The 22215-nt window shown below is 65.6% G+C and carries 24 protein-coding genes; 6 read left to right on the forward strand and 18 right to left on the reverse strand.

Features of this window, described 5'->3' with window-relative positions; all coding sequences use genetic code 11:
• Window positions 1-28: 28 nt before the first annotated feature.
• From ACIA48_RS14800 to pyrR, 3 genes are read right to left on the reverse strand one after another with little or no spacing between them, the layout of a single operon-like run.
• Window positions 29-1324, reverse strand: a complete 1296-nt coding sequence (locus ACIA48_RS14800) for a dihydroorotase (RefSeq protein WP_396732397.1) — start codon at window positions 1322-1324, stop codon at window positions 29-31.
• Window positions 1321-2268, reverse strand: coding sequence for an aspartate carbamoyltransferase catalytic subunit (locus tag ACIA48_RS14805; RefSeq protein WP_396732400.1), 948 nt, complete (start codon window positions 2266-2268; stop codon window positions 1321-1323). The genes ACIA48_RS14800 and ACIA48_RS14805 overlap by 4 nt, the downstream gene beginning before the upstream one ends.
• Window positions 2265-2837 (reverse strand): bifunctional pyr operon transcriptional regulator/uracil phosphoribosyltransferase PyrR, encoded by a 573-nt coding sequence (pyrR, locus tag ACIA48_RS14810; RefSeq protein ID WP_396732403.1) that lies wholly within the window; start codon window positions 2835-2837, stop codon window positions 2265-2267. The genes ACIA48_RS14805 and pyrR overlap by 4 nt, the downstream gene beginning before the upstream one ends.
• 134 nt (window positions 2838-2971) lie before the next feature.
• Between pyrR and ACIA48_RS14815 the strand changes: the two genes are divergently transcribed.
• Together ACIA48_RS14815 and ACIA48_RS14820 are read left to right on the forward strand one after the other, a co-directional pair.
• On the forward strand, window positions 2972-4177 hold the full coding sequence (locus ACIA48_RS14815; protein WP_396732406.1) for a serine hydrolase domain-containing protein: 1206 nt from the start codon (window positions 2972-2974) through the stop codon (window positions 4175-4177).
• Window positions 4178-4192: 15 nt separating this feature from the next.
• Window positions 4193-5398, forward strand: coding sequence for an FAD-dependent monooxygenase (locus ACIA48_RS14820; protein ID WP_396732408.1), 1206 nt, complete (start codon window positions 4193-4195; stop codon window positions 5396-5398).
• Window positions 5399-5484: 86 nt separating this feature from the next.
• Here the strand turns inward: ACIA48_RS14820 and ACIA48_RS14825 are convergent, their stop codons facing one another.
• The 4 genes from ACIA48_RS14825 to ACIA48_RS14840 are packed head-to-tail and all read right to left on the reverse strand — an operon-like array spanning window position 5485 to window position 8251.
• Window positions 5485-6039 carry a hypothetical protein gene (locus ACIA48_RS14825; protein ID WP_396732410.1) on the reverse strand — a complete coding sequence of 185 codons (555 nt, stop codon included), beginning with the start codon at window positions 6037-6039 and terminating at the stop codon, window positions 5485-5487.
• The gene (nusB, locus tag ACIA48_RS14830) at window positions 6040-6582 is read right to left on the reverse strand and encodes a transcription antitermination factor NusB (protein ID WP_396732412.1); all 543 of its coding nucleotides are present in this window, start codon (window positions 6580-6582) and stop codon (window positions 6040-6042) included.
• Window positions 6575-7138, reverse strand: a complete 564-nt coding sequence (efp, locus tag ACIA48_RS14835) for an elongation factor P (RefSeq protein ID WP_396732414.1) — start codon at window positions 7136-7138, stop codon at window positions 6575-6577. The genes nusB and efp overlap by 8 nt, the downstream gene beginning before the upstream one ends.
• An 18-nt stretch (window positions 7139-7156) precedes the next feature.
• Window positions 7157-8251: an aminopeptidase P family protein gene (locus ACIA48_RS14840; protein WP_396732417.1), complete on the reverse strand. Its 1095-nt coding sequence runs from the start codon at window positions 8249-8251 to the stop codon at window positions 7157-7159.
• Window positions 8252-8284: 33 nt separating this feature from the next.
• Between ACIA48_RS14840 and ACIA48_RS14845 the strand changes: the two genes are divergently transcribed.
• Together ACIA48_RS14845 and ACIA48_RS14850 are read left to right on the forward strand one after the other, a co-directional pair.
• Window positions 8285-8836, forward strand: a complete 552-nt coding sequence (locus ACIA48_RS14845; protein ID WP_396732419.1) for a B-4DMT family transporter — start codon at window positions 8285-8287, stop codon at window positions 8834-8836.
• Window positions 8837-8882: 46 nt separating this feature from the next.
• Window positions 8883-9782 (forward strand): hypothetical protein, encoded by a 900-nt coding sequence (locus ACIA48_RS14850; RefSeq protein WP_396732422.1) that lies wholly within the window; start codon window positions 8883-8885, stop codon window positions 9780-9782.
• On the opposite strand, the gene ACIA48_RS14855 is transcribed toward ACIA48_RS14850, so the two are convergent.
• The 6 genes from ACIA48_RS14855 to pcaH are packed head-to-tail and all read right to left on the reverse strand — an operon-like array spanning window position 9779 to window position 14882.
• The gene (locus ACIA48_RS14855) at window positions 9779-10465 is read right to left on the reverse strand and encodes a 3-oxoacid CoA-transferase subunit B (RefSeq protein WP_396732425.1); all 687 of its coding nucleotides are present in this window, start codon (window positions 10463-10465) and stop codon (window positions 9779-9781) included. The genes ACIA48_RS14850 and ACIA48_RS14855 overlap by 4 nt on opposite strands.
• A complete protein-coding gene (locus tag ACIA48_RS14860) occupies window positions 10462-11157 on the reverse strand; it encodes a 3-oxoacid CoA-transferase subunit A (RefSeq protein WP_396732427.1) in 696 nt (231 codons plus the stop codon). The genes ACIA48_RS14855 and ACIA48_RS14860 overlap by 4 nt, the downstream gene beginning before the upstream one ends.
• Complete coding sequence (pcaC, locus tag ACIA48_RS14865; RefSeq protein WP_396732430.1) at window positions 11154-12338, reverse strand: 4-carboxymuconolactone decarboxylase; 1185 nt, start codon at window positions 12336-12338, stop codon at window positions 11154-11156. Before pcaC ends, ACIA48_RS14860 begins: the two co-directional genes overlap by 4 nt.
• Complete coding sequence (gene pcaB / locus ACIA48_RS14870) at window positions 12335-13534, reverse strand: 3-carboxy-cis,cis-muconate cycloisomerase (protein WP_396732433.1); 1200 nt, start codon at window positions 13532-13534, stop codon at window positions 12335-12337. Before pcaB ends, pcaC begins: the two co-directional genes overlap by 4 nt.
• Window positions 13531-14094 (reverse strand): protocatechuate 3,4-dioxygenase subunit alpha, encoded by a 564-nt coding sequence (gene pcaG / locus ACIA48_RS14875; protein WP_396732435.1) that lies wholly within the window; start codon window positions 14092-14094, stop codon window positions 13531-13533. The genes pcaB and pcaG overlap by 4 nt, the downstream gene beginning before the upstream one ends.
• Window positions 14094-14882 carry a protocatechuate 3,4-dioxygenase subunit beta gene (gene pcaH / locus ACIA48_RS14880; protein WP_396732438.1) on the reverse strand — a complete coding sequence of 263 codons (789 nt, stop codon included), beginning with the start codon at window positions 14880-14882 and terminating at the stop codon, window positions 14094-14096. Before pcaH ends, pcaG begins: the two co-directional genes overlap by 1 nt.
• Before the next feature lie 71 nt (window positions 14883-14953).
• Here pcaH and ACIA48_RS14885 point away from each other — a divergent pair, with 71 nt between their 5' ends.
• On the forward strand, window positions 14954-15703 hold the full coding sequence (locus ACIA48_RS14885; RefSeq protein WP_396732440.1) for an IclR family transcriptional regulator: 750 nt from the start codon (window positions 14954-14956) through the stop codon (window positions 15701-15703).
• A gap of 27 nt (window positions 15704-15730) precedes the next feature.
• Here ACIA48_RS14885 and ACIA48_RS14890 read toward each other — a convergent pair whose 3' ends face one another.
• The 3 genes from ACIA48_RS14890 to ACIA48_RS14900 all read right to left on the reverse strand — a co-directional run bounded on the left by ACIA48_RS14890 (window position 15731) and on the right by ACIA48_RS14900 (window position 18733).
• Entirely contained in the window at window positions 15731-17089 is a 1359-nt protein-coding gene (locus tag ACIA48_RS14890) for an MFS transporter (protein WP_396732443.1), read from the reverse strand.
• Window positions 17090-17135: 46 nt separating this feature from the next.
• On the reverse strand, window positions 17136-17993 hold the full coding sequence (locus ACIA48_RS14895; protein WP_396732446.1) for a shikimate dehydrogenase: 858 nt from the start codon (window positions 17991-17993) through the stop codon (window positions 17136-17138).
• A 98-nt stretch (window positions 17994-18091) separates the two neighbouring features.
• Complete coding sequence (locus ACIA48_RS14900) at window positions 18092-18733, reverse strand: TetR/AcrR family transcriptional regulator (RefSeq protein ID WP_396732449.1); 642 nt, start codon at window positions 18731-18733, stop codon at window positions 18092-18094.
• A 92-nt stretch (window positions 18734-18825) separates the two neighbouring features.
• Here ACIA48_RS14900 and ACIA48_RS14905 point away from each other — a divergent pair, with 92 nt between their 5' ends.
• Window positions 18826-20649: a bifunctional sugar phosphate isomerase/epimerase/4-hydroxyphenylpyruvate dioxygenase family protein gene (locus ACIA48_RS14905; RefSeq protein WP_396732452.1), complete on the forward strand. Its 1824-nt coding sequence runs from the start codon at window positions 18826-18828 to the stop codon at window positions 20647-20649.
• Here the strand turns inward: ACIA48_RS14905 and aroQ are convergent.
• Complete coding sequence (gene aroQ / locus ACIA48_RS14910) at window positions 20636-21058, reverse strand: type II 3-dehydroquinate dehydratase (protein WP_396732883.1); 423 nt, start codon at window positions 21056-21058, stop codon at window positions 20636-20638. The two genes, ACIA48_RS14905 and aroQ, sit on opposite strands and share 14 nt — an antisense overlap.
• A 35-nt stretch (window positions 21059-21093) precedes the next feature.
• Entirely contained in the window at window positions 21094-22182 is a 1089-nt protein-coding gene (gene aroB, locus ACIA48_RS14915) for a 3-dehydroquinate synthase (RefSeq protein ID WP_396732455.1), read from the reverse strand.
• Window positions 22183-22215 lie beyond the last annotated feature (33 nt).

The raw sequence follows: 22215 nt of genomic DNA on the forward strand, positions 1-22215 counted from the left end.
GCGCGATCCGCCTGCGCTCGCTCGCCGTTCATGCCGGGCTCTTCCCGTCGCGGGCGGTGACCTTGCCCCGCAACAGCGTCAGCGTCACCGCCGCGGGCAACTCCATGGACTCGTACGGCGTGTTGTCGGAGCGGCTCGCCAGCTCGGATCCCTCGACCGTCCAGGTGGCGTCGGGATCGACGACGGTCAGGTTGGCGGGCTCGCCGATCTCCAGGGGTCGGCCCTGATCCGGCAGGCCGACAATGCGGGCGGGGTTCTCGCTCATCACGCGAGCGACGTCGCGCCAGGTGAGCAAGCCGGGACGCACCATGGTCTCGACCACCACGGACAAGGCGGTCTGCAGGCCGAGCATGCCCGGGCGCGCATGGGCGAACTCGCACATCTTCTCGTGCTCGGCGTGCGGCGCATGGTCGGTGGCGACGCAGTCGATCACCCCGTCGGCGAGCGCCTGACGCAGAGCCTCGGCGTCCGAGGCCTCCCGAAGTGGCGGGTTCACCCGGTTGCGGCCGTCGTAGGAGGCCAGGCGCGTGTCGTCGAGCAGGAGGTGGTGCGGTGTCACCTCGGCGGTGATCGAAATGCCTTGTTCCTTGGCCCATCTGACGATCTCGACGGTGCCGGCCGTGGAGGCGTGACAGATGTGTACGCGCGCCCCGGCATCGCGGGCCAGCAAGGCGTCGCGAGCCACGATGGACTCCTCGGCCGCACGCGGCCAGCCGGCCAGACCCAGGAGCGCCGCATTGGGACCCTCGTGCGCGATGGCGCCGACAGTGAGGCGAGGCTCTTCAGCGTGCTGAGCGATGAGGACGCCGAGGCCCGTCGCATATTCCAGCGCGCGGCGCATGATCAGCGGGTCATGCACGCAAATGCCGTCGTCGGAGAACATCCGCACCTGCCCGGCGCCGTTGGCCATCATGCCCATCTCGGTGAGCTGCGCGCCGTTCAGGCCCATCGTGACGGCACCCACCGGATGTACGTCGACGAGCCCGACCTGCTGGCCGCGATGCCAAACGTGATCGGTGACGACCGGGCTGTCGGCGACCGGGTTGGTGTTGGCCATGGCGAACACCGCGGTGTAGCCACCCAAAGCCGCTGCCGCCGAGCCTGTTTCGATGTCCTCGGCGTACTCCCTGCCGGGCTCGCGCAGATGCGTGTGCAGGTCGACGAATCCGGGCAGCAGGATCTGCCCGCTGGCGTCCACGACGTCGGCGTCGTCGGGGACTGTCAACCCGGGACCGATGTCGGCGATCTGTCCGTCCGACACCAGTACGTCGACCCGGTCATCCTCGCCGTAGAGCTGTACCCCGCGGATCAACACGCTGCTCATGCGCTAATCGCCTCCTGCTCAGCGCCCACCAGCAGGTGGAACAGCACCGCCATCCGGATATGCACACCGTTGGAAACCTGTTGCAGAACAGCAGATTGCGGGGAATCCGCTACTGAGAACGCGATCTCCATACCTCGCACCATCGGACCGGGGTGCAGAACGACCGCGTTGCCAGGGAGCATTGCCTGGCGCTTCTCAGAAAGCCCGTAGAGCACGGAGTACTCGCGCGCTGAGGGGAAGAACCCGCCGTTCATCCGCTCGGCCTGCACGCGCAGCATCAGCACCGCGTCGGCGACGGGCAGTTCGGCGTCGAGATCGTGGGACACGGTGACCGGCCAGTCGGCTACCCCGACGGGCAGCAGCGTGGGCGGTGCGACGAGCACCACTTCCGCGCCCAGCGTGTCGAGGAGCAGCACGTTGGACCGTGCGACCCGGCTGTGCAGGACGTCGCCGACGATCACGACGCGCTTGCCCTCGATGTCGCCGAGTCGCTGGCGGATGGTGAGCGCGTCGAGCAGAGCCTGGGTCGGGTGCTCGTGCGTGCCATCGCCGGCGTTGATCACCGCGGGGCCGCCCTGCTCGGTGCGGGTCCACTCGGACAGCTGCTGCGCCGCACCGGATGCCGGGTGGCGGATGATCAGGGCGTCGGCACCCGCGGCACGCAGTGTGAGGGCGGTGTCGCGCAGCGACTCCCCTTTGGACACAGACGATCCCGATGCGCTGACGTTGATGACGTCGGCGCTCATCCATTTGCCGGCTACCTCGAACGACACCCGGGTGCGGGTGGAGTTCTCGTAGAACATCGTGATGATGGTGCGGCCGCGCAGCGTCGGGAGCTTCTTGATCTCGCGTCCAAGCAACGCCTGGCTGAATCGGTCGGCGTTGTCGAGAATGGCAACCGCGTCCTCACGAGACAGATCAGCGGCCGAGAGCAGATGTTTCACCTTGCGGGTCCTCCCTGGGGTGCGATCCAGATGCCCTCGATGTCGTCGTCTTCGGTGAGACGGACCTTGACGTTCTCGGCTCGTGAAGTCGGCACGTTCTTGCCGACGTAGTCGGCGCGCAGGGGCAGCTCTCGGTGGCCACGGTCGACGAGGACCGCGAGCTGCACGGCGCGGGGTCTTCCGATGTCGCGCAGCGCGTCGAGCGCCGAGCGCACGGAGCGGCCGGTGTAGAGGACGTCGTCGACCAGGATCACCAGGGTGCCGTCGATACCGCCCTCTGGAATCGAGGTGTCTTCTAGCGGCCGGGGCGGCTTGCTGTCGAGGTCGTCGCGGTAAAGCGTGATGTCGAGCGCGCCGCGGGCGACGGTGACGTCGGCGAATTCCTTGATCTTTTCGGCCAGCCGCGCGGCGATCGTGACCCCACGGGTGGGAATACCGAGCAGGATGACCGGCGGAGCATCGGAACCGTCGAGCGCGGTCTTCTCGATGATTTGATGGGCCATGCGGGAGATGGTCCGGCTGACGTCCGCTGCGGACATCAGTTCCCGGTCGGTGCCAGGCGCGCCCAAAGACCCTGACCTCCTTCTCCGCCTCTCAGGACGGCTCTTTAAAGGATGTCGAAACTGCGGGGAGCTTAGCACCTGCATTTCGGCTCGCCACACGCGACACCATCCGTCACCGGCGCTTCAGTACGCTGACGCGGGTGAAGCTCGACGGTAACCAGACATCCATCCAAGAGGCGATCGACGGCGGGCTGCTCGCCGGTGCCGTCACGCTGGTGTGGCGTTCGGGCGAGGTGCTCCAAGTCAACGAGCTCGGCTACCGCGACGTCGACGCGGGCCAGCCGATGGAGCGGGACACCATCTTCCGCATCGCGTCGATGACCAAGCCCGTCACAGTGGCCGCCGCGATGAGCCTCGTCGAGGAGGGCAAGCTCTCGCTGTCCGACCCGGTGTCGACGTGGCTGCCCGAGCTGGCCGACATGCAGGTACTCGTCGATCCGCGCGGTTCCCTCGACAAGACCACTCCTGCGTTCAGGCAGATCACGATCGACGATCTGATGACCCACCGCAGCGGACTCGCCTACTCGTTCTCAGTGCTCGGTCCGCTGAGCAAGGCCTACGGTCGGATGTCCTTCCGCCAGGATCAGGACCGCTGGCTGGCCGAGCTTGCGACGCTACCGCTCGTCCACCAGCCCGGCGACCGCCTCACCTACAGTCACGCCACCGACGTCCTGGGCATCGCGCTGTCGCGGATCGAGGGCAAGTCACTGTCTGATGTGTTGTCCGAGCGCATCTTCGGACCGCTGGAAATGGTCGACACCGGCTTCTCGGTGGGCACCGCGGGGCGTCGTCGTGCCGCGACGATGTACAAACTCGACGCGAACATGACGTTGCAGCACGACGTGATGGGTCCGGCGCCGATCACCGATCCCCCGTTCTGCACCGGCGGCGCCGGTCTGTGGTCGACCGTCGACGACTACCTTCGGTTCGCACGGATGCTGCTTGCCAACGGCACGCTCGACGGTGTCAAGGTCCTGTCCGAGAAGTCGGTTCAACTGATGCGCACCGACCGGTTGACCGACGAACAGAAGCAGCACGACTTTCTGGGGATGCCGTATTGGCTAGGCCGCGGCTTCGGGCTCAACCTCTCCGTGGTGACCGACCCCACCAAGTCGCGGCAACTGTTCGGGCCCGGTGGACTCGGCACCTTCGGTTGGCCCGGCGCCTACGGCACCTGGTGGCAGGCGGACCCGAGCGCCGATCTCGTGCTCATCTACCTCATTCAGAATCTGCCCGAGCTGAGCGTGGACGCAGCCGCGGCCATCGCGGGCAATACGTCGCTGGCGAAACTGCAAAGCGCACAACCCAAATTCGTCCGGCGCACCTACCAAGCTCTCGACATCTGACGCTACGGTGGTGCGATGACCCAGCCCACCGTCGTAATCAGCGGGGCCGGCATCGCCGGCCCCGCACTGGCGTTCTGGCTGACCCGCAACGGATATCGGGTCATCGTCGTGGAGATCGCACCCGGCATTCGGCCCGGCGGACAAACCGTTGACCTACGGGGCGCGGGCGGCGACGTCGTCGAACGGATGGGCCTGATCGACCAAATGCGCGCGCGGGCAGTCGAGCAAGCCGGCGCCGCCTGGGTGAAATCCGACGGCAGCAGGCGCGCCGAGATGCCGGTGACTGCGTTCGACGGCAACGGCCTCGTGTCCAAACTGGAGATTCTGCGCGGCGATCTAGTCGACGTGTTGTACCAAGCCACCAAGAACAGCACCGAATACTGTTTCGGTACAAGCATTTCGGAGGTGGAGCAGGCCGAGGACGGCGCCGAGGTCACTCTCTCCGACGGAACGATGTTGCGGGCGGACCTCATTGTGGGCGCCGACGGTCCACACTCAGCGGTGCGGAGACTGGCCTTCGGACCGGAAGACCAATTCGTCACGCCGGTCGGCGGCTACAACGCCTGGTTCTCGGCACCCGATCGCGTCGGACTGGACGGGTGGTTCCTGATCTACCAGGCGCCCGGTGGACTCAACGCCTCGATGCGTCCGTCACATGACCCGGCTATCGCGAAGGCCGGGTTCACCTTTCAGTCAGAACCTTTGACGTACGACCGACACGACCTCGACGAGCAGCGCCAGATTCTCGTCGAGCGATTCGCGGGAGCGGGGTGGGAATGTGACGCACTGCTGGCCGCGGCGCAGGAGGCCGACGACTTCTATTTCGACTCCTACGCCCAGGTCCACATGCCGTCCTGGTCATCCGGTCACGTCACTCTTGTGGGTGACGCCGGCTACTGCGCCTCCCCGCTCAGCGGGATGGGGACCAGCCTCGCCCTTGTCGGCGCGTACGTGTTGGCGGGCGAGCTCGGCCCAGCAAATTGCTTTGACACCGAACATATTTCGTCGAAATTGGCTCGCTACGAAACCGTCATGCGTCCTTACGTCGACAAATGCCAGGAGCTGCCGAACAGCCTCGACAGGTTCGCTCCGATGAAGGATTCCGACATCACGTCCACTGCGCTGGTGATGAAGTGGATGCAGCGCTGGCCGTTCCGCCCCATCGCGGCAAAACTCTGGTTCAAAACCGCGGATTCGATTGCATTGCCTGAGTATTTGTAGCGTCATATTCGAGTGCCGAGCGTGCGTGTCTGAGGGTGACATGCCGGCGAGTCGCACGAGAAACCGCACGCTCGTCGAGGTGGGCGCTACTCGATGCTGCGTGAGAGCACCCGGCCGAACTGCAGCAGACGTTGCATCTGCGCCAGACCGCCGTTGTCGACAGACTTGTAGTAGCGGAACGATTCGCAGTAGATGTCGGTCTCGGTCACCGACTTCTGCCTGGACCGGGTGACCAGTTGCGTGTACATCCGCAGCCGGACTTCGGAAAGCCGGCGGGTGCCGTCGTCGAGCGCCTCGTACTCGGTGGTGAGCACGTGGTCGGTGATCGTCGACAACAGGATGGTGCGTACGGAGGCGTTGAGCACTCGGCGCTCGCGATCGTCGCCGCTCGACGACTCGTCATCGGCGCGCCAAATGATCAGCCGGTGCCCATCGGTGAGCACGACCTCCTGCCACAGCGGGTTCTCGTCGGTGTCGCCCCACGTCCCCTCGCTGAAGCCGCGGGACATGATGAACGACTTGATCGCCGGAAGGTCGATGACCGAACGCAATTGGTCGAGCGCCAGGTCGGGATCACGCAGGTATACCTTGGCCGCCTCGTCCACACTCGAGTACGGCGCCCAGTCCTGCGGTGCGCCCATCTACGTCCCTACGCCCGAATCGCCTGCCCCCCGAACGGCTTGCGCGGCCGCCCGAATCTGGGGCGTCACCAACATCACCTGACCCAGCACACCGTTGACGAAACCCGGTGAGTCGTCCGTGGACAACTGCTTGGCCAGTTCGACGGCTTCGTCGACCGCGACGGGTTCGGGAACATCGTCGGCGTGCAGCAGCTCCCACACCGCTACCCGCAGGATCGCCCGGTCGACGGCGGGCAGCCGATCCAGAGTCCACCCTTGCAGGTGCGCTGAAATCAGGTCGTCGATGTGCGCGGCGTGATCGGTCACCCCACGCGCCACCGTCACCGTGTACGGGTTCAGCGGTGAGACGTCGGTCTGAGATTGCGCCAGAGCGTTGCGCGCCTCGGCGACCTCGGCTGCGGTGAGTCCGCGCGCCTCGGCCTCGAAGAGCAGATCGACGGCCCGCTTGCGGGCCTGATGGCGGCCACGGTCGCTCCGACCGATCCGGCCTGAGCCCCCGCTTCGGCTTTTCCTGTCGCTGCGCTCGCCCCGGGTGTCAGGCATTCACCCTTCCCAGGTAGCTGCCGTCACGTGAGTCGACCTTCAGCTTGTCGCCAGTGTTGATGAACAACGGCACCTGGATCTCCGCGCCGGTCTCGACGGTCGCCGGCTTGGTGCCCGCGTTGGAGCGGTCGCCCTGCAGGCCGGGCTCGGTGTGGGTGACCTCTAGCTCGACGGTCACCGGCAGTTCGAGATACAGCGGGGCGCCGTCGTGGAAGGCGATCTGCACCGGCAGGCTCTCCAACAGGAAGTCGGCGGCGCGCCCGACGAGCGATTCGGACAGCGGGTGCTGCTCGTAGTCCTCGGAATCCATGAACACGAAGTCCGAGCCGTCGCGGTAGAGGTAGGTGGCGTCGCGGCGGTCGACGGTAGCGGTCTCGACCTTCACACCGGCGTTGTAGGTCTTGTCGACGACCTTGCCCGACAGCACATTCTTCAGCTTGGTGCGGACGAACGCGGGCCCCTTGCCGGGCTTGACGTGCTGGAATTCGATGATCTGCCAGAGTTGGCCGTCAATCTGAAGGACGAGCCCGTTCTTGAAGTCGGCGGTCGATGCCACGGTTGGTTGTTCTCCTGTTCAGAGGATCGCCAGTTCCTTGGGGAACCGGGTGAGTAAGTCAGGGTTCGGGTGTGAGTCACTGCCGACGACAAGCGTGTCCTCGATTCGGACACCGCCGCGGTCTGGCAGATAGACACCGGGTTCCACGGTCACCGCGGAGCCAGCAAGCAGTGTACCTGCGGATGAGGCGCTGATTCCCGGTGCTTCGTGAATCTGCAGACCGACCCCGTGACCAAGTCCGTGACCGAAGTTCTCGGCATATCCCGCATCGGCGATGATCTGTCGCGATGCCGCGTCGACATCGGAGAGCGTGACCCCGGGGGCGAGCGCGTCCCGGCCCGCACGCTGCGCAGTCGCCACCAGCTCGTAGATGTCGTGTTGCCACTGGGCGGCTGGCGACAGCACAAAAGTCCGGGTCATGTCGGAGTGGTAGCCGCACACCAGCGCGCCGAAGTCGATCTTGACGAAGTCGCCGGCACTCAACACCGCGTCGGTCGGCCGGTGATGCGGGATCGCCGAGTTGGACCCTGCGGCCACGATGGTTTCGAACGACCGGCCGTCGGCGCCATGATCGAGCATCAACGCCTCGAGCTCGCGGCTCACCTCTTTCTCTGTGCGGCCCGCCCGCAGCCCGCCCCGCTCGACCAGATCGTGTAGCGCCGCATCGGCGGCTTCGCAGGCCAGACGCAGCAACGCAATCTCGCCGGCGTCCTTGACCTCACGTAACGCCTCCACCGTTCCCGAGGCCCTGACCAGTTCGGTTCTGTCACCGGCGGCATTGGTGAGCACGCTGAACATGTCGACGGTCACCACATGGCTCTCGAAGCCCAACCTCGACAGCCCATCGGCCGCCGCGCGCGCGACCAGATGTGGTCCGCAGGATCTTTCGATGACGAGCTCGGCGTCGGGCGCCTGCTGCGCGGCCTGGGTGCGGTAACGCCCGTCGGTGGCCAGCACCGGTGTCGGGTCCTCGGCGCGAATCAGCAGCGCGGCGTTGGACCCGGTGAAACCGGACAGATATCGCACGTTGACCAGGTCTGACACCAGCATCGCGTCTAGGTCGTCGGCGACCAGTCGCTGACGCAGCCGGTCCCGACGCTGTGAAATAGTCACGGTTGTTGAACCTACTCGCTAAGGTGTGGCCTCATGAGTAACTGGTTGCTGCGCGGACTGGTGTTCGCGGCCCTGATGGTGATCGTGCGATTGCTGCAGGGAGCGTTGATCAACGCGTGGGAGACCAGGGCCGGTCTGATCAGTCTCATTCTCGTCATCCTGTACGCGGTTGCGGTGTTCCTGTGGGGGCTGGCGGACGGCCGCGCCGACGCCCGCGCCAATCCCGATCCGGACCGCCGCGGCGACTTGGCGATGACGTGGCTACTGGCCGGCCTGTTCGCAGGGATCGTCAGCGGCGCCATCGCATGGTTCATCCACCTCTTCTACAAGAGCCTCTACGTCGAAGGCCTGATCAACGAGCTCACCACGTTCGCGGCGTTCACCGCCCTGCTCGTGTTCCTGATCTCACTCGCGGGCGTCACCCTCGGCCGCTGGCTGGTCGACCGCCACGCCCCCGAGGTGACGCGGCACGGTCACGTGCATGACGACGAGCGAGCAGACACCGATGTGTTCGCGGCCGTCAACCAGCCAGAAGGCCAGCGGACCGAGGAGTACGACACGGTGGAGACCCGTCGTGACACCTGAGTCCCGGCCTGTCCTGACGAGCTGAGCTGAGCTCCGCGACTCCACCGTGAACCCGGACGAATTCTGCACGTCCGACCAGTGGAGCGTGCTGTCCTCCGCAGGTTCTCACTCACAGTTCGCCGGCGTGCTCGGCGGCTTCTTGATCACCGCCATCGCGCTTCTGATGGACAAGAAGAGTCGCGAAAGCATTCACACGCTTGCGCTGTTCTCCTCGGCGGTGCTGATCCTGATGCTGTCCAGCTTCCTGTTCAGCTTGATCACGGGTAACCAGGTGCCGGCCGAGGGCGACGCGCGTGGCATCTGCGCGATCGCGTGGACACAGGGTGCGGTGTCGACAGGAATGCTCGCCGCAGGTGCGACGGCGCTGTTCGGCGGCCTGGGCTGGATGCTCGCCAGCCATGCGGTCAACCGGTTGTCCGAGCAGGATCCCGAGGACGTCGGCGCCTACTGCTTTCTGGCCGATCTTGGTGGCTGGCTGACGTTCGCCGCGGCGATGACGACGACGCTGATCCTGTCCGAAACCGCCGTCGACTACTTGCATTTCATGTACGGCCGCAGACCCGACCTCTGGGTGACCGGCCTCATCGTCACGGCCTCCGCGCTGGTCATCCTCGCCGATTTTGTGCTCGTGTATGTGCGGACCAAGACGCTGCGCAGGTCGTTGGCCGACAGCGACGCGCCGACCCGACTGGCGCTTCGCTCGATCAAGGTCGCCACCATCGCCACTGTGATCCTGGCGATCGGCGCGTCCTGGCTGGCCGTCAGCCTCGCCCGAATTCCCAAGGACTGGTTGACAGAACCGAACGTCGCTGTCGTCGCGTTCGTCTTGTCGTTGACGTTCGTGCTGCCCACGATCGTGGCGACGGCGATCTGCTACTCAGTGGCGAGCACCGATGAGCGCCCCGTTGTCCGAGGTGTGAAAGGCGTTGCGGCGCGAGGACGCTAGTGCAGTGGTACCGACATTCGCTCGGCGAGCGCGGACAGTGAGATCCCGAACGTCTCCAACACACGTATGCCGTCATCGTGGCCGGAGCCGATCGCGAAGACCGCATAGTCGGTGTACACGCGGCTGACGCACCTAGTGCCGGTGAGCGGATAGGTGCACTGCGGAACCAGCTTCGCCTCACCGCTCTTGGCGAACAGATTCATCATGACGAACACGCTTTTCGCCCCGATGGCGAGATCCATGGCGCCGCCGACCGCGGGAATGGCATCGGCTGCTCCGGTGTGCCAGTTGGCCAGATCGCCGTGCTGACTGACCTGGAATGCGCCAAGTACGCAGACGTCGAGATGACCGCCGCGCATCATCGCGAACGAATCGGCATGGTGGAAATACGATGCGCCCGCGGTCTCGGTGACGGGCACCTTGCCCGCATTCGTCAGATCTGCGTCGATCTCGTCGCCGACCGCTTCGCCGCCCATACCGAGCATGCCGTTCTCGGTGTGCAGCACCACATCTGCTTCCGGAGAAAGGTATTCGGCAACAGTCGTTGGTTGTCCGATCCCGAGGTTGACATACGAACCCGGCGGAATATCACGCGCGATGATCGCTGCCAGCTCGCGACGGTCAAGTGGACCGCGATCCAGATGCTCGATGCTGGTGCTTCGACTTTGGACATGGAGCGTCACGACGCCGCCTCCCTCGTACGTTGGTCAGCCGACAAATCGAGGATGCGGTCCACGAAGATTCCGGGTGTGACCACGATTTCAGGATCGATGGAACCCGCCTCGACCACGCGGGACACCTCGGCGATTGTCAACGACGCCGCGGTGGCCATAACCGGGCCGAAATTGCGAGCAGTCTTGCGGTACAACAGGTTTCCTGCCCGATCGCCGACATGCGCGCCGATCAGGGCAACATCGCCCCGGATCGGGTACTCCAGCACGTAATCTCTGCCGTCGATGGTTCGCATTTCCTTCCCCTCCGCGAGGGGTGTACCGACACCCGTCGGACAGAAGAACGCGCCGATCCCCGCACCCGCCGCCCGGATCCGTTCCGCCAGATTTCCTTGCGGCACCACCTCGAGCTGGACCCTGCCGGCTCGGTAGAGCTCGTCGAAGACGTATGAATCCGCCTGCCGCGGAAAGGAACAGATGACCTTGGTGACGCGTCCGGCAGCGAGCAGCGCGGCGAGACCGGTGTCGCCGTTGCCCGCGTTGTTGCTGACGATGGTGAGATCGGTGGCACCCTGTTCGATCAACGCGTCGATCAGTGCGGTCGGCATGCCCGCCATCCCGAAGCCGCCGACGAGAACTGTCGACCCGTCTTCGATGCCTACGACGGCTTGCCCCGCCGCTTCGCAAATCTCGGTGCGGCTCATGGCCTGTCCCCCTCGTTACTCTCGAAGCCGGGTAAAACGTCGGCGGCGATCCGGAAGGCCGTGTTCGCGTCCGGCACTCCGCAGTAGATCGCGGTCTGCATCAGCAGCTCCTTGATCTCGTCGTTGGTCAGCCCGTTGCGACGGGCGGCCAGCAGATGCATCTTGAGTTCCTCGTGGTGTCCGCGAGCCACCAGCGCGGTCAGCGTGATCAGCGACCGGCTTCGGCGGTCCAGGCCTGGCCGCGTCCAGATTGCGCCCCAGGCGTATTCGGTGATGAACCGCTGAAAGTCGGCGGTGAAGTCGGTGGTCGCGGCGATGGCCCGGTCGACATGCACGTCGCCGAGGACCTCACGCCGCACCTTAAGGCCGCTGGCGTACACCTCGTCGATGGTGGTGGGCATCGGCGCTGTCGACGTCTGCGCGTGTTCGGTGATCAGCTGTGCCACACGAACCGGAACCTCGGCCGGGGCGAGATGTCCCACACCGTCCAGTACGACCAAGCGCCCATCTTTGACGCCGGAGGCTATGCGCTGCAGGTGATCGGGCGGTGTGGCGATATCGTTGCTGCCCGCGACGGCGAGGACCGGTGTGCTGATCTCGTGCAGCCGGTTGGTGACGTCGAATCCACCCAATGCCTCACACACCTGGGCGTACGAGCCGGAGTCCGCGCTACGCAGAGCATCCAGCAGCGTCGAGCTGATGACGGATTCACGCTCGGCGAAGCCGTTCGGGAACCAGCGCTGCGCGGCGGCCGCGACCATGGTTTCGGTTCCCGACGCGCGTACGGCTTCCGCGCGTTCCCGCCACGCGGCCTTGGTGCCGATCACCGCTCCGGTGCACAGCAGGGTGGCCGAGGCAATACGGTACGGCGCATCGAGTAACAGCTGCAGCCCGACACATCCTCCGACCGAATCACCTGCGTAATGGAATGTTTCGCGGGTGTACCGATCGGCGAGCGCCAGCACCCCGGCGGCGAGCTCAGCGATGGTGAAGGCTTCCGTCATGCCGCCGCGGCCATGCCCTGGCAGATCCCAGCCCACCACGCGCCACCTGTCTGTCAATGTGGCCGCGGCCTGGCCCCACAGCGCGGTGGCAGAGGTGCCCAGTGACGGCCCGAGAAGAAGCAGCGGGGCGGTGGCCGGCCCGCCGAACTCCGTGCCGATGATGCGCGGAATGCTCACGGCGTGTCCTTGAGGTAATGGTCGGCCCGCTGCAATGCAGAGTCGATGAGCTGTTCGGCAGCCCCGAGATAGCTCGCGGACGGAGCGCGTCCGGTCAGTTCCGTCATGCTCTGCTGCTCGGATGAAACGCCTTCGGCAGCAGCCAGATTAGCGCTTGCACGGGTCGCGTCGATCTGCAATCCGATGAGGAGTTCGGTCGCGTGGGCGGCGGCGACGACCGTGTACCGCGCCAAAGTCCGCAGGGTCGCCCACTCGGCATGCCATGCCCCGTCGGAACGTTCGTCGACGGACATCGCCGCTGCGGTATGCAGTGTGGCGGCCAGCGGCGCCGCGGTCATCGCAGTACGGCGGATCAACACCGAACGCACCGGATTGTTCTTGTGAGGCATGGTCGACGACCCGCCCCCGCCTGATTCCGCCAGCTCGCCGATCTCGGGCCGGCTGCCCGTGGCGACATCGGCCGCGATGTACCCCCAGGCGTCGGAGCAGGTGACCAGGGCATCGCCGATTCGAGTGATCGCGGATCGCGTGGTGTGCCAGGGAGGCGCGGGGGCGAGCCCGAGCGCGGCCGCCAGTGAGTCACCGAGGCCGATCGCGCCTTCCACGGATCCGCTCAGCTCGACGGCGGCAGCCAGGGTGCCCGCTGCACCTCCGGCCTGGACCGGAATCCTCAGCTCGGCCAGCGGTTCGGCGGCGTCCAACACCGCGGACAACCACCGCGCCACTTTGACGCCGGCGGTACTCGGTAATGCCGCCTGGGTGAGAGTCCTGGCGAGCATCGGTGTGGCACGGTGCGTTTCGGCGAGTGCCGACAAGGCCCGCACCTGACCCACGAGTTCCTCACGAATGCGAGCGAATGCGTCTCGGACACACACCATCAGCGCGGTGTCGACGACATCCTGGCTCGTCAAGCCGCGATGCAGCCACCGTGCGGTTGGCTCGGGTGTGCGGGCGCGCAACAGCGCCACCAGCGCGCTGACCGGATTGCCGTCGGCATCGGCATCCCGCGCGATCGGTTCTAGGTCGCTGTCGGTGATGAGCGCACCGAGGTCAGCGCACGCCGATTCCGGCGCGATGCCCGCGTCGACGAGCGCATCCAGCCATGCCTGCTCGACGGTGACCATTGCGTTCAGGAAGGCACGATCGCTCATCAGATCATCGGCACGATGATCCCCGGGCCAGAACAGATCGCTCACGGCCGATGTCCCGGATAGGTGAGGAAGACGGTCTCGTCGTCGCCGGCTTGGAGCTTGATGTCGAATCGCAGGCCGGTCGCTTCCTGGGTTGCAATCAGTGTCTGACGGCGATGCGCGGGAAGCGATTTCAGCAGCGGGTCATTCTGTAGTTGATCACCGGGCAGGTACGCGCGAGTGAACAGCCGGTTGAGCAGTCCGCGGGCGAACACCGTGACGAGAATGAACGGTGCAGCGCCGGGGACCGATGCCCCGGGTAGCACCGTGGAAAAGCTGTAGTGGCCGGCATCGTCGGTGGCCGCACGCCCCCAGCCAGTGAATGTCCAGCCGTCGCGGTGCAGCGAGCCGGCGGCGGAGGGAACCTTGCCGTCGGCGTCGGCCTGCCAGATCTCCAGCAGCGCATCCGGAACCGGGTTGCCTCCCCCATCCGTGACCACGCCGCCGAAGCGGACCGCTCCTGGTGAGCCCGGCGGCACGAGTTCGCTTCCGCGATCGAACGGCAGCGCATAGCCATAGAACGGACCGACGGTCTGCCCGGGAGTGGCGGTCAACAGCGTGGACATCAGTGCTCGCTTCCTTCATCGACAGGGGTCCGGCTGGACCCGGTCAGCACGATGTCCCAGCGGTAACCGGTGGCCCACTCGTGGGTGGTGACGTCGTGGTCGTAGATGGCTACCAGTCGGTCTCGCGCCTTTTGATCGGTGATCGACTGATAAATCGGGTCGAGAGCGAACAGCGGGTCACCGGGAAAGTACATCTGGGTGATCATGCGCTGCGTGAATTCGGTTCCAAACAAAGAGAAGTGGATGTGGGCAGGCCGCCACGCATTGTGGTGGTTCTTCCACGGATAGGGCCCGGGTTTGATGGTGGTGAACCGGTAATTGCCATCGTCGTCGGTAAGGCAGCGGCCTACGCCGGTGAAGTTCGGATCGATCGGCGAAGGGTGCTGGTCGCGTTTGTGGATATAGCGCCCGCCGGCGTTGGCCTGCCAGATCTCCACCAGCTGCCTGCGCACGGCCCGCCCGTCACCGTCAACGATCCGGCCGGTCACCACGATTCGTTCACCGATGGGCGCGCCGGTGTGCTGAATCGTCAGGTCGGATTCGAGTGGATGGACGTCACGTTCTCCGAAACACGGCGTCCACAACTCGATGCCTTCCGGATCGGCGTGGTGCAGGTCCTTGGTCGGGTGGCGCAGCACGCTGCTCCGGTACGGCGCGTAGTCGAGCCGTGGCTGCGTCTCCTCGACGCCAGAGCGCTGATAGGCCGATTCGATCGCGCGGATCTCGTTGCTCACCTCGGCCTGACTCGCCGAGGCGCTGTCCGAGTTGATCGTGGGCGTAGCTGTCATGGTGCGCACCGTATCCGTTCCTTCGAGACGAAATGAAGACTAGACTTCCGCTCAGCGGAAGGATCTGAACATTGGCCGGTAATACGTCGACGCCCGGGGCGACCGTCGCCAGCCGTTTGCTGGCGATCATTGCCGCATTCGATGAGCAGCACCGCAATCTGTCGCTGTCGGAGCTTGCCCATCGCGCGGGTCTGGCGGCGCCCACCGCGCACAGGCTCGCCGCGGAACTGGTGGCCGGCGGTGCGCTCGAGCGCCGTGCCGACGGCCGGTTCGAGGTCGGCAGGCTGCTGTGGAGTGTGGGCCTGCTGGCCCCGGTCGAAGGCAAGTTGCGCCAGATCGCCGAGCCTTTTCTGCACGACGTCTACGCGGCGACGATGGCCACGGTGCACCTGGCGATCCGGGAGGGCGCCGAGGTGCTCTATCTCGAGCGGATGATGGGTCGGGCGTCCGTACCGATCGTCAGCAGTGCTGGGAGCAAGTTGCCCATGCACTGCACCGGAGTCGGTAAGGTGCTGCTCGCTCATGCGCCGCCCGATATTCGCACTCAGGTGTTTGCCAGTCTGACCCGTATCACGCCCTACACGATCGTCGCCCAGCCGATCCTCGTGGCGCAGCTCCAACGCGTCCGCCGAGACGGGGTGGCGACCACGACCGAGGAAATGTCGCTCGGCGCCTGTTCGCTGGCCGTACCCGTGGTGCGGTCGTCGGACGACACCGTGGCGGCGGCGATCGGAGTGGTCGTGCCCAACCTCAAACGCGATCGCCAGAGACTGCTCGGTGCCCTGCAGGTTGCCGCGCGCGGCATCGGCCGCTTGCTGTAACCCACAGGGCACCACGGCAGCTACTCCTCAGTGGTCGACGAGTTGGCGCGCCGAATCGGGAACCTTGATCCCCAGCTGAGCGGTCGGCACATCCTTCGTCTCACGCGCCGTCAGCGCAGCAGCACTGGCGATGAGGCAGACCACCGCGGTGAAGATGCTCGTCGCGACCCAGCCGCCTTCACTCACACCACCGAGTGCGGTGACGATCGCCGGCGCGAAACCCGCAACCAGGAAACCCAATTGAGTGCCGATCGCCAGTCCGGAGAAACGGACCTTTGTGGAGAACATCTCGCCGTAGAACGATGGCCAGACCGCGTTGGCCGCGGCGTAGCCGAACGAGAACGTGGCTATTGCCAACGCGAACATCAGCACGTCGTTGCCACTGGTCATCGAGAGCAGATACAGCGGCATCAGCGCCGCCGACGACAGCGCACCGTAGATGAAGACTGGCTTGCGTCCGATGCGGTCGGCCAGCTTTCCGAACATCGGCTGAGTACCCAGCGCGACGATGTTCGCGACCACGACCAGCCACAGCGTTTCGTCCGCGTTGAGCCCCATCTTCTTGCCGTAGGCGATGGCCAGGTTGGCGAACACTGTGGAGACCGCGGCGATGAAGGCGCAGAAGATCACGCGCAGAACGTCGCGCCAGTGGTTCTGCAGCAACGGCTTCAACGGCATCCGGGCGATGGTGCCCGTGGCTTTTGCCTCTTCGAATTCCGGGGTCTCGTGCAGGCGACGACGAATGAAGTAGGCGACGACGACCACGACTGCGCTGAGCCAGAACGGCACGCGCCAACCCCACGAGAGCAGATCCTCGTCTGGCAGCGCCACGATCGGAATCACGACGAGCGAGGCCAGGATCAAACCACCCTGGGTTCCGGTGAGCGTCCACGACGTGAAGAAGGCCCGCTGGTCGTCCGGGGAATGCTCGAGGGTGAGCGAGCTGGCACCCGCCTGTTCGCCGGCGGCCGAGAAGCCCTGCAGCAGGCGGCACGTCACCAGCAATATGGGTGCGAGCGCTCCGACCGATTCGTATGTCGGTAGGCACCCGATCGCGAACGTCGACGCGCCCATGAGAAGCAGCGTGAACATCAAGACGTTCCGGCGCCCCAGTCGGTCACCGAAGTGCCCGATCACGAACGCCCCGACCGGCCGGGCGATGTAGGCGACGCCGAGCGTGGCGAACGACTGGGCCAACGCGACGGTCTCGTTGCCCTCGGGGAAGAAAATCTTTGGAAAGACGAGCGCGGCAACGAAACCGAATACGAAGAAGTCGTAGTACTCGACCGCGCTGCCCATGAAGCTGGCGAGCGCTGCCTTCTTCGGCGTCCGCTGCGGTGCGCCCGCTGGCGTACCGTCGGGCGGATTGCTGTTGATGACGCTCATGGGTTCCTCCTAGTTTCGGACTGAAGTGGTTCCGGCGGCCGAGAATTCACCCGGCAAGACTGCGAAAATGTCGGGACATGCGAGCGGCGTCCGGCGTGATACCCGTGATCAGCTCGAACGCGGTAGTGGCCTGATGCACGGCCATGTGGCCGCCGTCGAGGGTCCGGCAGCCGGCCTCACGTGCGGCGGTCAGCAGTGCCGTGTTCAGCGGTCGATAGACGATGTCGGCGACCCACAGCCCTGGATGCAGTAGCGCCGCGTCGAACGGCAGGCCCGGATGATCGGCCATTCCCGTTGGCGTGCAGTGCACGATCCCATCGCTGACCGGCAGCAGCACCGACAGCTTGTCGAACTCCGAAGCGTCGACCCGCGCGCCGAGATGCCTGCCTGCCAGCTCGCGCGCCAAGACGGTCGCCCGATCGACGTCGACGTCCACGACGATCAGATGCTCGGTGCCCACATCGAGCAGCGCATGTCCGACGGCGGCACCCGCGCCGCCCGCACCGACGAGGGTCACGGTCTCGGTGGCGGCATCCGGTAGCCCCTCGGCGAAGCCGGTGCCGAAGCCGGGAGCGTCGGTGTTGTAGCCGACCGTCCGATGCTCCTCGAAAACCACGGTGTTGACCGCACCGAGTGCCGCAGCGCCGTCGTCGAGTGTGTCGAGGTGTTCGATCACCAACTGCTTGCAGGGGTGGGTGATGTTGAGCGCGTTGTAGCCCAGCGCACGGGTCCACGCGAGAACCTCACCGATGCGGTCGGGCGCGATGCCGGCGGTCGTCAGATCGATGGTCCGGTACACGTAGTCCAGACCGTGCGCGCGGCCTTCGGCCATGTGCAGGGCGGGTGTCAGCGACGGGCCGACGCCCTGGCCGACGAGGCCGACGAGATAGGGGCTGGAACTCACGGTGCACCGTCCTGATTAATGTACTAACTAGTACGTACGTGAAGTAGAACACTGTGGTGCGCGTCTCGTCAAGGGTGATTGGTGACGGTGCTCGCTGATCAGCGAGCGGTGAGCCAGCCGACGACGACGTCGCCGATCATGCGTCGCAGGTGAGCGCGCTGGCTGACTTCGGTGAGGTCGACATCGAAAAGGAAGCCGAACGTATAGCGATTGGCGACCTGGAATACGCAGTAGGCGCTGATGACCATGTGGACGTCGAGGGCATCGACGTCATCACGGAAGACGCCTTGCTCGTGGCCGCGGGCCAGGATCTGATCCAGCAGCGACGTCGCCGGTTGCGACAGCGCACGAAGCGACTCCAGCCGGCTGATGAACTGACCCCGGTGGATGTTCTCGATCGACACCAGCCGGATAAAGGCCTGGTGATCGAGGTGATGATCGAAGGTCAACTCAGCCAGCCTGCGCATCGCCACGACGGGGTCGACATGGTCTACCTGCAGCCGCTGCTCGGCTTCGCGGATGCCCCGGTAGGCGTTCTCCAGCACCGCCATATAGAGCTGTTCTTTGCCGCCGAAGTAGTAGTAGATCATCCGCTTCGTCGTGCGGGTGCGCTCGGCGATCTCGTCCACGCGGGCGCCGGAGTACCCCGACTCGGCGAAGACCTCGGTCGCGACCGCGAGCAATTCCGCGCGCGTGCGCTCGGCATCGCGCTGCAGCTCGGGGCGGGACTCGGCGGTCACGTTCGGCAGCTTACTGGCAGAAGTGCCGCATTCCGTGGAACCTCTTCCAAACTAATTAACTAATTGGTACATTGAGCCCGAATGGAGGCATCATGAAGACGTCCATCGCCACGGTCTCGATCAGCGGCTCCCTCACCGAGAAATTGCACGCATGCGCGGCCGCCGGATTCGACGGCGTGGAGATCTTCGAGCCCGACCTCATCGCCAGCGACCACAGCCCCGAGGAAATCCGAACCCTGGCCCGGCGCCTGGGTTTATCACTGGACCTCTACCAACCGCTGCGCGACATCGAGGGTGTCGACGAGGCGACGTTCGCAGAGAACCTCCGCCGCGCCGAAGCCACGTTCGTCACGGCCCAACGGCTGGGCATCCGGGCAGTCCTGGTGTGCAGCAACGTCGCCACCGCGACCGTCGCCTCCGATGAATACTCCGCGGATCAACTTCGCCGCTTGGGAGACCTGGCGCAGACGATGGACATCAAGGTCGCGTTCGAGGCGCTGGCGTGGGGACGTTTCGTCGACGACTACCGCCGAGCCTGGCGCATCGTCGAACTGGCCGACCATCCGGCGGTCGGACTCTGTCTGGACACCTTCCATGTCCTGTCCCGCGGTCATGACACCTCGGCGATCGAAAGCATCCCCGGAGACAAGATCTTCTATCTCCAGCTTGCCGACGCTCCCGCGTTATCCATGGATGTGCTGTCCTGGAGCCGCCATCACCGGTTGTTCCCCGGCGAAGGAGACTTCGACCTCACGAGCTTCGTATCGCGTGTGCTGGCGGCCGGATACGACGGACCGTTGTCGCTGGAGGTTTTCAACGACACGTTCCGCCAGACAGATCCTGAGCGCACCGCGGTTCACGCGCTTCGCTCTCTGGTGTGGCTGCAGGACAAGGTGGCCGCCCTGCAGTCGCCGACGGGCGACACGCAACTGCGCTCGGTGACAGATGCCAAGCCTCCCAACGGCTTTGACTTCGTCGAGCTGAAGGCCGAAGACACCACCGAGGTCGAGGTCCTGCTCGAGCAGCTCGGCTTCACCCAGCGTGGCCGCCACCGCACCAAGCCGGTGTCACTGTGGGTCGCGGGCGACGCGCGTGTCGTCCTCAACGAACAGCAAGCGCGAGATATGGATCCGCAGGTCGCCGCGATAGGGCTTCAGGTACCCGACGCCGACGCGACATCCCGGCGGGCCGAGGACCTGATGGCTGCGCCGGCCTACCGCCGCACCTATGCCTCCGAGCAGCCGATGGGTGGGGCCGTCGCCCCGGACGGCTCCGAGATCTTCTGGGTCACCGCACCGCCGACCGGAATGCCGCCGGCGTGGGTCGACGAGTTCGAGAACGGGCTGCCGCTCGACATGACCACCACGGTGCGCGCCATCGACCACATCAACTTCGCGCAACCCTGGCAGACCGCCGATGAGGCGGTGCTTTTCCTGACGAGCATCTTCGGCCTCTCTGCCGATGTGCCCACCGAGGTGGCCGCACCGACTGGGCTGGTGCGCAGTCAGGTGATTCGCACCGTCGATGGGGCGGTCCGATTGCCCCTCAACGTCGCACCGCATGTGCTGGACGACACCGGGATGCCCCAGCACATCGCGTTCGCCTGCTCCGATGTCTTCGAGGTGGCGCGCCGCGCCCGGGCGCGGGGGTTGGCGTTCCTCTCGGTCCCCGACAACTACTACGACTACGTCGCGGGCCGTTTCGGCGTGGACGCCGACGCGGTCGCGGCGATGCGCGAGCTCGACCTGCTCTACGACCGCAACCCCGACGGCGAGTTCATCCACTTCTACACCCGCACGGTCGGCTCGGTCTTCTTCGAATTCGTCGAGCGGCGCGGCCATTACGACGGCTACGGCAGCGACAACGCCCCTGTCCGGCTGGCTGCCCAACGAGCAGGACGCTTCAGCTCACGGTAGCGATATACCGAAGCGCCATCACGTAACCCTGAACACCCAAACCGACGATCACACCCGTCGCGACGGCGCTGAGGTAGGAGTGGTGCCGGAACTCTTCACGGGCATGCACGTTGGTGAGGTGCACCTCGATCAACGGCGCCCGCAACTCCGCGCAGGCGTCGCGCAGAGCGATCGATGTGTGTGTCAGCGCGCCGGCATTGAGAATCACCGGATCCCCGGCGTCGGCGGCCGCGTGCACGAAATTGAGCAACTCCGCCTCAGAGTCGCTCTGTCGCACAATCGCTTTCATGCCGAGATCCTCGGCCTCGCCTTCGATCATCGCGACCAACTCATCGTGGGTCGTGCTGCCGTACTTCTCCGGCTCACGCTTGCCGAGGCGGCCCAGATTGGGCCCGTTGAGCACGAGCACGGTCTTCGCCGGTGGTGGCGTCGCCTGTGTTTCGCTCACCGCTGCTCCCCCTTTCCGATCACCGAGTACGCCGCCGCGAGCAGCGACGGATCCGGCCCTTCCAGGCGACCCGGCTTACCGAGTCCGTCGAGCACGACGAAACGCAGCACCCCGGCACGGGTCTTCTTGTCGCCTGCCATGTATTCCAGCAGTTGCGGTAGCGCGTCGGGGTCGTATTCGACTGGAAGACCCAGTGCCGTCAGCACAGTCTTGTGCCGGTCTGCGGTGTCGTCGTCCAGTCGCCCGGCCAGTCGGCCCAGTTCGGCGGCGAACACGAGACCCACCGATACCGCTGCGCCGTGGCGCCATTCGTATCGTTCCCGCCGCTCGATCGCGTGGGCCAGCGTGTGGCCGTAGTTCAGGATCTCGCGCAGTTGCGATTCCTTCTCATCTGCCGCGACGACCTCGGCCTTGACAGCGATCGCTCGCCGGATCAGCTCGGGCAGCACGCTGCCCATCGGATCCACAGCGGCTTCCGGGTCGGCCTCGATCAGGTCGAGAATGACCGGATCGGCGATGAAACCCGCCTTCACGATCTCGGCCATACCGGCGACGAGTTCGTTGCGCGGCAACGTTTCAAGCGTCGCGATGTCGACGAGCACGGCGGCCGGCTGATGGAACGCACCGACGAGGTTCTTGCCCGCATCGGTGTTGATACCGGTCTTGCCGCCGACCGCGGCGTCGACCATGCCGAGCAGCGTGGTGGGCACGTGCACGATGTCGATACCACGCAACCAGGTCGCGGCGGCGAAGCCCGCGACGTCGGTGGCCGCTCCCCCGCCGATGCTGACGATTGCGTCTTTGCGGCCGACACCGATGCGGCCCAGCACTTCCCAGATGAACCCGAGAACCGGGAGGTCTTTACCCTTCTCGGCGTCGGGAATCTCGATTCGATGCGCGTCGATCCCCTTGTCCGCCAGGGCACTCCGAACAGCCTCCGCCGTCTGCCCGAGCGTCGGCTGATGCAGGATGGCCACCTTGTGCCGCCCCGCCAGGGTGCGCTCCAGCTCGCCAAGCAGGCCGGTCCCGATGATCACGGGGTACGGCGGATCGACGTGTACATCGACGGTGACCGGTTCACTCATGAGGACCCGCAGCTTTCTTGGCCGCCAGTTCCG

Source organism: Mycobacterium sp. NPDC051804, assembly GCF_044452905.1.
Taxonomy (GTDB): Bacteria; Actinomycetota; Actinomycetes; order Mycobacteriales; family Mycobacteriaceae; genus Mycobacterium.